Genomic DNA, 11355 nt, shown 5'->3' on the forward strand with positions numbered 1-11355 from the left:
GCCCCCGCTCCCGGCGCGGGACCCGCCCCCGTGGCGGGCTCCCGGCCGGGCGTGGCGCGTGTGGCGCGTACGGCGTTCTCGGTGGACACGGCTTCCTTCCCGCTAACCGTCGACATCGAATCCCTCCCCGGTCAGGCCCACGAACATGTCCTCAAGGCTGGGCCGCTGGACGGCCAGGCCGCGGACGGCGACGCCGCCGGCGACCAGGGCGGCGCACACCCGCTCCGGCGCGCCGGCTCCCAGCGCGGCGCTGACGTCGCCGTCGCCGAGCCGGATCTCCGGCAGGCCGAGCCCGGCCAGCACGGCCGCCGCCTCGACGGTGTCGGGGGTCTCCACCCGGATCCTGACCGTCTCCCCCGCGCGCAGCTCCGCGATGGACCCCTGGGCGACGAGCCGCCCGGTCCGCATGACGGCGACGTGGGAGCACATCTGCTCCACCTCGGCCAGCAGGTGGGAGGAGACGAACACCGTCGTCCCCTCGGCGGCGATCTCCCTGACCAGGCCGCGCACCTCGCGGGTGCCCTGCGGGTCCAGGCCGTTGGTCGGCTCGTCGAGGATGAGCAGCTCCCTGGGGCCGAGCAGCGCGGCGGCGATGGCGAGCCGCTGGCGCATGCCGAGCGAGTAGGCCCGGTAGCGCTTGCGGGCCGCGGCGGCCAGGCCCACCCGCTCCAGCGCGTACCCGATCCTGGCCGTGACGGTACGCGGGTCGGCCGAGGGGTCGGCGGCGTCGTAGCGGCGCAGGTTCGCCTCGCCCGACAGGTAGGGGTAGAAGGCGGGCCCCTCGACGAGGGCACCCACCCTGGGCAGCACGCCGCCCGCCCCTCCGGGCATCGAGGCGCCGAGCAGCCGCCAGTCGCCCGCCGTCGGGGCCACCAGGCCGAGCAGCATGCGGATCGTGGTGGTCTTGCCCGAGCCGTTGGGGCCGAGGAAGCCGAACACCGACCCGCCGGGGACGGCGAGGTCGAGGGAGTCCACGGCCACCTGGCCGCCCTTGAAGCGCTTGGTCAGCCCGCTGGTGACGATGGCGAACCCCCCGTCGGCGGGGCTCGCGGCCGGTCCCTCGACGGTCACGGCCGCCGGGTCCTCCCCAGCCTCGCCGGTCCGGTTCTCCTCGCTCCCACTGTTCCTCACGTTCTGGACGATCGGCACTTCTCCCCCACTGCTCGTCGGTTCCGGGACGGCCGCGCGGCCGTCCCGGCTGGATCTCGCGCCCTAGACGTTCGTGAGCGTCCCCGAACACTCACGAACCGGCGGGTACGCCGAGTCCGCTGGATGTCGTACCGGACGCGCCGGGCTCCCGGAACGTCGCGCGCGGCCCGGACGGCGTCCCCGGTTCACACCGCCGGTCCCCGCTGACGGATCCCGCCGCCGGGCCCCGCCGATGGGCACCACCGGTGGAACCACCGGGAGCCGGGCGCCTTCCCGTACGGGGGCGCCGGGCTCCCGGTGCCGGGCTCACTTCTGACCGGCCGCCTCGGACAGCCTCTCCGGGGTGACGGCGCCGACCAGCAGGCGGCCGTCGTCGGTCAGCAGCGCGGAGACGAGCTTGGTCTGGATGACCTTGCCACTGCCCCACGTGCCACTGATCGGCTTGGCCGACTTCAGCAGGGCGTCGGTGATCGCACCGGCGTCCTGTCCCGCACCCTGCCCGGCGCCCTGTCCGGCGTCCTGCCCCGCGGGGCCCTCGCCCTGAGGTGCCGAGGTCAGCTTCGCCGTCTCGGAGGCGGGGATCACCGCGACCGTGGTCCAGCCCTCACCGACCGTCCTGACCTTCTCGCCGATCTTCTCGCCCTCCCTGAGCTTCTCGCCCTGCCGCGCGCCGCCGTCCTTGGCGAGCTCGCCGATCGACGCCTCCTCGACCTTGGCCCCCGCGGGCGGGGTGAAGGTGAAGTTCTCCGCGGCGGGCGGGGAGAACGTGACCGAGGTGAAGCCGACCTCGAAGGCGGGCTCGGCCGCGCTCCTGGCGTACACCTGGATCCGCAGCGGGACGAAGGTCTCCCCGTCCAGTGCCAGCTTGACCTCCTTGACCAGGGACGAGGCGTCCTTGGGCGCGAGGACGAGCTGGTAGGCCGCGCGGTCGGCGACCTTCTCGGTGCTGGTCACGCTGACCGCGGTGTCGGCGCCGACCCGCTTCAGCAGCTCCTGGGCGAGCTGCTGCGGCGTGGTCGCCGTGGGCAGCGCCCGGTGCGCGTCGCCGGGCCCGGTGCCCGGCCTCCCGTCCCCGAGACTCCCGGGACCCCCGGTCTTCCCCGTGCCCTCCGCGCCTTCCGTGCCTTCTGGGCTGTCCGCCTTGACGCGGGTGGCCTTGTTGAGGTCGCTCTGCCACAGCCAGACCTGGTCGCCGTTGACGATCAGGTCGGTCTCGCTCATCCGGCCGGGAAGGGCGAAGCGGACCTTGTCCTCGCCGCCGTACCAGACCTTGAGCTCGTGCGAGCCCGCCAGCAGCGCGGCGGGCGAGGATCCGCCCACGCCCGACACGCCGGGCAGGCCGGGCAGCCCGAGCGAGGCGGTCTGCATGACGGTGCCCGACATGGGCTTCAACCCGCTCCGGCTCGCCTGGGCGGCGCTCGCCAGCAGTTGCTCCGCGGTGCGCTCGGGCAGCGCGGGATCCCCCTGGACCGCGGCGATGACCGGTCCGGCTCCGATGGCTCCGGCGACCAGCGCGACCGCGGCGACCGGTACGGCCCACCTCACCGCGCGACCCCGTCTCGCTTGCTCAGACATCTCATTCCTCCACGGTATGCCGTCCATCCCTGTCGACAGCAGCCTGCGTGACGGCTCCTGTGCCGAAGCTGAGACAGACTGAGAGGGCTCACAGGCTTCTCAGCCGCCTCTCAGGCCGGGTGGTCGAGGATGGGCACGTCCAGGTGGTGACAGGTGGTGGAAGGAGCGGTTCATGCGGGTTCTCGTCGTGGAGGACGAGCGGAGGATGGCCGCCGCTCTGCAACGCGGCCTGCAGGCCGAGGGGTTCGCGGTCGACCTCGCGCACGACGGGGAGGACGGCCTCCACCAGGCCAGGCACGGCGAGTACGACGTCGTGGTGCTGGACATCATGCTGCCCAGGATCTCCGGCTACAACGTCTGCAAGCAGCTGCGGGCCGAGGAGAACTGGGTGCCGATCCTGATGCTGTCGGCCAAGGACGGCGAGTACGACATGGCCGACGGGCTCGACCTCGGCGCCGACGACTACCTGACCAAGCCGTTCTCGTACGTGGTGCTGGTGGCCAGGCTGAGGGCGCTGCTGCGGCGCGGGGCGAACCGGCGGCCGTCCGTGCTGAGGGCCGGGGACCTCGCGCTCGACCCGGCGAGGCGGCGGGTCACCAGGGGCGAGACGCCGGTGGAGCTGACGCCCAGGGAGTTCGCGCTGCTGGAGTTCCTGATCCGCCACCACGACGAGGTGGTCTCCAAGACGGAGATCCTGGAGCACGTCTGGGACACCTTCGACACCGATCCCAACGTGGTCGAGGTGTACGTCGGCTACCTGCGCCGCAAGATCGACGTGCCGTTCTCCCGGAACGCGCTGCAGACGGTACGGGGAGCGGGATACCGGCTGGCCGGCGATGGCGGCTGACCAGGACCCCCGGGCAGGCCGGGACATCCGCGCCCGCCACGACCGGCCCGGAGCGGGGGCAGGGACGGGGACGGACGCGGGACACCCGGCCGGTGTGACCTCCCCCACCGGCGCGCCTCTCCCCGCCGCAAAGGCCTCCTCCGCCGGGACGGCCTCCCCGGCCGACGTGATCGCGCACGGGGGAGGGCGCGCGGTCGGCCTGTGGCGGCGCAAGAGCCTGCGCTTCCGGCTGACGGCGGTCGCCTCGGCCGTGCTGGCGGTGGCGCTGGTGGTCTCGGCCTACGTGATGATCACCGTGCTCGGCAACGCGCTGCTGTCCACCATCGACGAGTCGATCTACCAGCGGGCCAGGGAGACGGTCTCGCTGGCCGACGCCGGGCGGCTGCCCGACGAGATGACCTCCCCCGACGGCACGCTCCTGCAGGTGATCGACGGCACGGGGCGGATCACCCACACGACCACCGGCACCGACAGGCTCGTGCCGCTGCTGGACGCCGGGGACCGGGCGGCGGCCCTCCGCAGGGGTGAGGCGCGCTTCCTGGACGGGAAGCCCTACGGCATCCCGCACATGCTCCGGGTCCGGGTGCTCAGCGCCGACCGGGGGCAGACGGTGATCGCGGCCCGTCCCTTCAGCGAGGTGCAGACCAGCATCTCCACGGCCGGGCACCTGCTGATCATCGGTACGCCGCTGCTGCTGATCCTGCTCGCGGGAGCCAGCTGGGTGATCATCGGCGGGACCCTGCGGCCGATCGCGGCGCTGCGCCGGGGCGCGGACGAGATCACCGACACCGCCCGCTCGCGCCGCCTGCCGGTGCCCGAGGCGCGCGACGAGGTGCACAGCCTGGCCACGACGCTGAACGCGATGCTGGCCCGGCTGGAGAAGGCCGGCGTCCGGCAGCGGGCCCTGGTCTCGGACGCGGCGCACGAGCTGCGCAGCCCGCTGGCGAGCATCCGGCTCCAGCTGGAGGTGGCGCTCGGCCACCCCGAGGGGCAGGACTGGCGGGAGACGGCCGAGGGTGTGCTGGAGGACACCATGCGCCTGTCCAGGCTGGCCGAGGACCTGCTCTCGCTGGCCCGGCTGGACGAGCGCGGCGGCACGCCCGCGCGGGGGGAGCCGGTGGAGCTGGACGAGCTGGTCGCGCAGACCGTCGAGCGCTACGGCGACGCCGTCACGGTACGGATCGCGGGCGAACCGGGGAACGGGCCGGTCAGGGTCACCGGGGACGCGCTGGACCTGAGCCGGGTGCTGGTCAACCTGGTCGACAACGCGCTGCGGCACACCTCCGCCCCCGTGGTGGTCGAGCTGCGGGCCGAGGGGGCCGACGCCGTGCTGACCGTCGCCGACGACGGTCCGGGCATCCCCGAGGCCGACCGGGAGCGGGTGTTCGACCGGTTCACCCGGCTGGACAGCGCGCGCAGCCGCGACGAGGGCGGAGCCGGGCTGGGCCTGGCCATCGTGCGCGAGACGGTCCACGCCCACGGCGGCGCGGTCCACCTGGAGGACGCCTCCCCGGGCCTCCGCGCGGTCGTACGGCTTCCGCTATCTTGACCGAGGCTTGTGAATCACCCGCTTGGCCGGGCGATCGCCCGGGACCTAGCGTCACCCTTATGACTTCCGTTGACGGCAGCCGGCGGGAGCTGATCCTGCGGGTCGCCACCAGCCTGTTCGCCGCGCTGGGGTACGACAGCACCTCCGCGAGCCAGGTCGCCGAGGCCGCCGGGCTGAGCGTCGAGGCGCTCGGCGAGGAGTTCGGCAGCAAGCGGGAGCTCTATCTGGAGATCATGGAGCGCGAGTACCGGGCCGAGCGGGCGTCCCTGACGAAGGCGCTGGAGGGGATATCCGCGGTGACCCCCGAGCAGACGGCGCTGGTGGTCCACCGGATCGTCGACCACTACATCGACTTCTGCGTCGCCCACCCCGAGTTCCCCTCCCTCTGGATGCACCGGTGGCTCGCGGACGCCAGCGACGTCACCGAGCTGGAACGGAAATACATCCAGCCGCAGATCGACCTCGTCTCCAGCGTGATCACTCCCGCGATGGAGGCGGGGTACGTGGACGCCGACGTCGACATGAAGTACGCCTTCTGGTCGGTGGTGTGGTGCGTGCACGGCTTCTGCCAGGGCGGGGTGCTCGACTGGGAGGGCAACCGCCAGGACGCGGAGGATCCCGTCGTGCTGCGGCGGTTCCGGGCCTACCTGCACCAGATGATCCACCGCGTCGCCGCCCTCCCCGGCCCCCCACCCTCGCCCTGACCCCGCCCGGCTCCGTGCCCCCGTCCCGGGCTCCGGTACCCCGTCCCGCATCCCGGGCCGGTGCGCGCCATCGGATCTTCGTGCGGCACGATTTCGTGTGATTTCGTGTGATGCTGGCACTTCCCGGCGGCCCCTGCGGGCCGCGTCCTTCCAGCCCGCGCGAGCCCCGTACCACCGAGGAGACCGATGAGCCTGCCTGACCAGGGCCGTACCACCGACGAACTGCTGGCCGAGATCGCCCGTCTCAAGCGGGACGACCTGCCGGTGCGCGGCGGCAAGGTGACCGCGTACGTCTACGACACCGGACGGCCCGAGGTGCACGAGGCCGCCGCCAGGGCCTACTTCGAGATGCTGGAGGTCAACACCCTCGACCCGACGGCCTTCCCCAGCGTGGTGGAGATGGAGAAGCAGGTCGTCGGCGCGGTCGCCGAGCTGCTCGGCGGGGGTTCGGGCATCTTCACCAGCGGCGGCACCGAGTCGATCATGCTGGCGGTGAAGGCCGCGCGGGACTCCCGCGAGACGGCGGGCCGCCCCCGGATGGTGGTTCCGGTGACCGCGCACCCCGCCTTCCACAAGGCCGCGCACTACCTGGGCGTCGTGGTGGACGCCGTACCGGTGGACCTGGTGACGTTCCGGGCCTCCCCCGCGGACGTCGAGGCCGCGATCACCGAGGACACCGTCCTGGTGGTCGCCTCGGCGCCGTCGTACCCGCAGGGCGTGATCGACCCGATCGCCGAGATCGCCGGGATCGCCGCCGCGCGCGGCGTGCTCTGCCACGTGGACGCCTGCGTGGGCGGGTGGCTGCTGCCGTGGCTGCGCGAGGCCGGTGCGGAGGTCCCGCCGTTCGACCTGTCGGTCCCCGGGGTCACGTCGCTCTCCTGCGACCTGCACAAGTTCGGGTACGCGCCCAAGGGCGCCTCGGTCGTGCTGTTCGCCGACCCGGCGCTGCGGCGCAGGGCGTACTTCGCCTCGGCGTCGTGGCCCGGCTACACGGTGATCAACGCCACCGTGCAGAGCTCGAAGTCCGCGGGCCCGCTGGGCGGCGCGTGGGCCACCTTCCAGGCCCTGGGCCGGGAGGGCTACCTGGAGCTCGGCCGCACCACCCTGGCGGCGGCCCGCGAGCTCCGCGAGGGCATCGCGAAGATCCCCGGTCTGCGGGTGCTCGGCGACCCCGGGTCGGCGCTGGTCGCCTTCGGCTCCACCGGGGACGCGGACGGGGTGGACGTCTTCGTGCTGTCGGACGAGGCGAGGAGGCGCGGCTGGTTCCTGCAGCCGCAGCTGTCGTACGCGGGCATCCCGGCCAACATCCACATCACGGTGACCGGGGTGACCCTGCGGGGCGTCGAGGCGATGCTGGAGGTGATCGCGGAGGCCACGGAGGCGGCCCGGGAGCGGGGTCCCGCGGAGCTGCCGGAGGGACTGGTGGAGCTGGTGGCGGGCCTGGACCTGGACGCGCTCGACGACGCCGCCTTCGGCGAGCTGGCGACCGCGGTCGGGGCGGACCTGGGCGGCTCGGGGCAGCCGGAGATGGCCGTGGTCAACGCGGTCCTCGACGCCCTCCCCGCCGACCGGCGGGAGGCGATCCTGATCCGCTTCCTCTCCGTCATCTACTCCTGATCGCCCGCTATCCACCCTCAATTGCGCACGGACAACTACATAACAAATTGATTTACCCTTGTCATGATATTGCAGTAAATATCGTGCTGGCCGACGATGGGGACGCTCCACCGCCGCCCGGGATCCCCGACCGGGATGCCGGGCCCACCCCCTCCAGGAGGTCCGCGAACATGAGCAAGGCCCCCACCCTCCGATTAGCGGGCTTGGTCACCGCCGCACTCCTGCTCGCCCTCGGGTCGGTCACCCCGGCCTCGGCGCGGCAGCACACGGAATCCACGGGTTCCACCGGTTCCATCGTCAAGGCGGGCAGCGCGAACGCGCTCCCCGACAGCTACATCGTGGTCCTCAAGAGCCGGTTCAGCCGCGTCGACCGCGAGCGCCAGGCGCGCGAGGTCGCCGAGGGCGAGGGCGCGCAGGTCAGCGCCGTCTACCAGCGCGCCGTCAACGGCTTCGCCATCCGCGCCAGCGAGGAGCAGGCCAGGCGGATCGCCGCGCGGCCCGACGTCGCCTACGTCGAGCAGGACCAGGAGTTCACCCTGATCAACCAGGCCGTGTCCTCGTGGGGCCTGGACCGGGTCGACCAGCGGAACCTGCCGCTCGACGGCAACTACACCGCGCCGAACACCGGTTCCGGTGTGCGGGCCTACATCATCGACACCGGCATCCGGGTCACCCACTCCGACTTCGGCGGGCGGGCGCAGGCCGGGCGCGACGTCTACGACGACGACAACGACGTGGCCGACTGCAACGGCCACGGCACCCACGTCTCGGGAACGGTCGGCGGTAGCCAGTACGGCATCGCCAAGGCCGTCACGCTGGTCGGCGTGCGGGTGTTCGGCTGCGGCAGCACCACCTCCACCTCGATCATCATCGAGGGCGTGGACTGGGTCACCGCGAACGCGGTCAAGCCGGCCGTGGCCAACATGAGCCTGGGCGGCGGCGCGAGCGCCACGCTCGACACCGCGGTCTCCAACTCCATCGCCTCCGGCGTCGTGTACGCGCTCGCCGCGGGCAATGAGAGCACCGACGCGTGCACCCGCTCCCCCGCGCGGCTCCCCGCCGCGATCACGGTGGGCGCCACCACCAGCACCGACGCCCGCGCGTCCTACTCCAACTTCGGCACCTGCCTGGACCTGTTCGCCCCCGGCTCGGCCATCACCTCGGCCTGGAACACGAACGACACCGCCTCCAACACGATCAACGGCACCTCGATGGCCTCCCCGCACGTCGCGGGCGCGGCGGCGCTGATCCTGAGCGGCACCCCCACCGCCACCCCCGCGCAGGTGCGCGACGCGATCGTCTCCAACGCCACGCCCGGCGTGGTGACCAACCCCGGCACCGGCTCGCCGAACCTGCTCCTGTACGTCGGGGGCGGCGGCGGCCCCGGCCCCCAGCCCACCGTGGTCTACTCCGACGACTTCGAGGCCGCGCGCGGCTGGACGATCAACCCCGGCGGCACCGACACCGCGACGACGGGCCGCTTCGAGCGCGGCGACCCGGGACAGACGTCGAGCGGCGTGATCACCCAGCCCGGCACCACCCCCAGCGGCACGTACGCGCTGGTCAGTGGCGCGGCGGCCGGGGCGAGCGCGGGTGACGGCGACATCGACGGCGGCGTGACGAGCGCCCAGTCACCGGCGATCACGCTGCCCGCGAGCGGGACGCTCACGCTGTCCTTCTCCTGGTACCTCGGTCACCTGAACAACGCGAGCAGCGCGGACTACGTCCGGGTCCGCGTGGTCGGCACGACCACCACGACCGTGCTGAACCAGACCGGTGCCGCGTCCAACCGCGCCGCCGCCTGGGCCACCGCCACGGCCAACGTCTCCGGCCACGCCGGTCAGGTCGTCCGTGTCGTCGTGGACGCGGCCGACGCCTCCGGGGCGAGCCTGGTGGAGGCCGGGATCGACGACGTCAAGATCACCTCACAGTAGACCCTCCTGGAACACGAGGCACCCTCGCCTCGTGATCGGGCCACCCCTCCCCCCGGGGGTGGCCCGATTCTTTTCTCACCCGGAAGCCCGGCCCGCCCCCTCCCGAGGCGAACCCGTCCCCTCCCGAGGCGGACCCGTCCTCTCTCGGGGCGGCCCCGACCTTCCCGCATCGCCGGCCGGCTCTCCGGGCGAGGGGGGAACGTCCTCCGTCGCGACGAGGCCCGCGACGGCGCGGGCGACCTCCGGCGGGGCTGCGGTGATGACGGCGTCGAGCATGGCGCGGGACGCCCGCAGCTCCTCGATCGCGTGGGTGATCCGGTCGCGCTCGCGCCACAGGTGGGTGACCAGGTCCGAGCAGGTCGGCACGAGGCGTTCGCCGTCGTCGCGGACGCAGGGCAGGACGCTCGCGATCGTGGCGGTGTTCAGGCCCGCGGTGAGCAGGCTGCGGATGCGCCGCACGGTGGCGACGTCCTGCTCGCGGTACTCCCGGTAGCCACTGGGGCGCCGGACCGGCCGCAGCATGCCCTGCTCCTCGTAGTAGCGCAGCAGTCGCTGGCTCACCCCGGTCCGCCGGGACAGGGCCCCGATGCGCATGTGATCTCCCTCACCGCCGGTTGACTCTCACATCCATGTGAAAGTTTAACGTCGCCGCATGAGAAAGAGTTCTGTCGTCCTCGCCGCGCTGTGCGCGAGCGTCTTCGTCATCGGTACCTCGGAATTCCTCGTCGCGGGACTGCTGCCTCAGGTCGGTGCGGACCTGCGGGTCTCGGTGGAGGCGGCGGGGCAGGCGGTCACCGCCTACGCGCTCGGAGTGGTGATCGGCGGGCCGATCGTCACCGTCCTGACCGTGCGGCTGCCGCGCAAGGCCCTCGCGCTGGGGCTGATGCCGCTGTTCGCCGCCGGCAGCGCGATCAGCGCGCTGGCCCCCTCGTACGAGGTCCTGCTGGCCGGGCGGGTGGTCTCCTCGCTGAGTCACGCCGCGTTCCTGGCCCTCGCCCTGGTGACGGCGGCGAGCGTCGTCCCGGCCGAACGCGTGGGAACGGCCGTCGCCACGGTCGTCTCCGGCTTCACCGCGGCGACCCTGCTCGGCGTGCCCCTGGGGGCCCTGCTCGGGCAGGGGGCGGGCTGGCGTGTCCCGTTCGCGGTGCTGACCGTGCTGGCGCTGGCGGGCACCGCGCTGCTGGCGGTCGTGCTGCCCCGGCAGGCGGCCCAGGCCACCCGCGTCCGCGACGAGGTGCGGGTCGTGACCCGGCGGCCGGTGCTGCTGGCGATCGTCACCACCGCGGTCGGCTTCTCCGGGGTGGCCACGGTGTTCACCTACATCGCACCGCTGCTGACCCGGGTCACCGGGTTCACCGCCCCCGCGGTCTCGGCGCTGCTGCTGGCCTACGGGGCGGGCAGCCTCGTGGGGAACCTCGCCGCGGGCCGGCTCACCGACCGGGCTCCCACCGCCACCGTGCGCGCCGTCTTCGCCGCCCTGGCGGGGGTGCTGGCCCTCACCCCGTTCGCGGTGACCTGGAAGCCGTCGGCCGTGCTCGCCGTGCTGGCGCTCGGCCTGCTCGCCACCGCCACCATCGCACCGCTGCAGGGACTGATCCTGCGGTACGCGGGCGCGGCCCCCACGCTGGCGGTCGCGGTCAACGTCGGCGCCTTCAACCTCGGGGCGGCGGCCGGTTCGGCGATCGGCGGTGCCGTCGTGGCCGCGGGCGGCCTGCGCTGGAGCGGGCTGGCCGGGGCGCTCCTCAGCCTGGCCGGTCTCGCCCTGTCGTATCTCGCCGTCCCCCGCCCCGGCGCGGCGCCCGCCGACACCCCCGCCGAGCCCGTCTCGGCGGCCTGAACCCGGCCGTCCCCTCGGGGCCCCGGGCCGGGACCGGCGGACGATGCCCTAGGCCGTGTCTTCAAAGTGATCTAGGTTCTGCGGGATCATTGGCGGGTGATTCGTCGTCATGAGCTGACCGATCAGGAGTGGAACGCGCTCAA

Annotated in this window: 9 protein-coding genes; 6 read left to right on the forward strand and 3 right to left on the reverse strand. The window is 73.2% G+C overall.

The features are described 5' to 3' along the window. Positions 1-102 precede the first annotated feature (102 nt). Together ABT053_RS40310 and ABT053_RS40315 are read right to left on the reverse strand one after the other, a co-directional pair. The gene (locus ABT053_RS40310) at positions 103-1131 is read right to left on the reverse strand and encodes an ABC transporter ATP-binding protein (protein ID WP_350976801.1); all 1029 of its coding nucleotides are present in this window, start codon (positions 1129-1131) and stop codon (positions 103-105) included. Between the two features lie 324 nt (positions 1132-1455). Continuing rightward, positions 1456-2724, reverse strand: a complete 1269-nt coding sequence (locus ABT053_RS40315) for a LolA family protein (RefSeq protein WP_350976802.1) — start codon at positions 2722-2724, stop codon at positions 1456-1458. 172 nt (positions 2725-2896) lie between these two features. Between ABT053_RS40315 and ABT053_RS40320 the strand changes: the two genes are divergently transcribed. The 5 genes from ABT053_RS40320 to ABT053_RS40340 all read left to right on the forward strand — a co-directional run bounded on the left by ABT053_RS40320 (position 2897) and on the right by ABT053_RS40340 (position 9375). Further along, entirely contained in the window at positions 2897-3571 is a 675-nt protein-coding gene (locus tag ABT053_RS40320) for a response regulator transcription factor (RefSeq protein ID WP_350976805.1), read from the forward strand. A gap of 94 nt (positions 3572-3665) precedes the next feature. Beyond that, positions 3666-5120 carry a sensor histidine kinase gene (locus tag ABT053_RS40325; protein ID WP_350976807.1) on the forward strand — a complete coding sequence of 485 codons (1455 nt, stop codon included), beginning with the start codon at positions 3666-3668 and terminating at the stop codon, positions 5118-5120. Between the two features lie 59 nt (positions 5121-5179). Further along, positions 5180-5824 (forward strand): TetR/AcrR family transcriptional regulator, encoded by a 645-nt coding sequence (locus ABT053_RS40330; RefSeq protein WP_350976809.1) that lies wholly within the window; start codon positions 5180-5182, stop codon positions 5822-5824. Positions 5825-6010: 186 nt separating this feature from the next. After that, positions 6011-7441: a pyridoxal phosphate-dependent decarboxylase family protein gene (locus ABT053_RS40335; protein ID WP_350976812.1), complete on the forward strand. Its 1431-nt coding sequence runs from the start codon at positions 6011-6013 to the stop codon at positions 7439-7441. A gap of 170 nt (positions 7442-7611) precedes the next feature. After that, entirely contained in the window at positions 7612-9375 is a 1764-nt protein-coding gene (locus ABT053_RS40340) for a S8 family peptidase (protein ID WP_350976814.1), read from the forward strand. A 75-nt stretch (positions 9376-9450) separates the two neighbouring features. Here ABT053_RS40340 and ABT053_RS40345 read toward each other — a convergent pair whose 3' ends face one another. Continuing rightward, a complete protein-coding gene (locus tag ABT053_RS40345; RefSeq protein WP_350976817.1) occupies positions 9451-9969 on the reverse strand; it encodes a MerR family transcriptional regulator in 519 nt (172 codons plus the stop codon). Between the two features lie 58 nt (positions 9970-10027). Between ABT053_RS40345 and ABT053_RS40350 the strand changes: the two genes are divergently transcribed. Further along, positions 10028-11212 (forward strand): MFS transporter, encoded by a 1185-nt coding sequence (locus ABT053_RS40350; protein ID WP_350976819.1) that lies wholly within the window; start codon positions 10028-10030, stop codon positions 11210-11212. The last annotated feature ends 143 nt before the right edge of the window (positions 11213-11355 follow it).

The sequence above is a fragment of the Streptosporangium sp. NPDC002524 genome (genome assembly GCF_040295985.1).
Taxonomy (GTDB): domain Bacteria; phylum Actinomycetota; class Actinomycetes; order Streptosporangiales; family Streptosporangiaceae; genus Streptosporangium.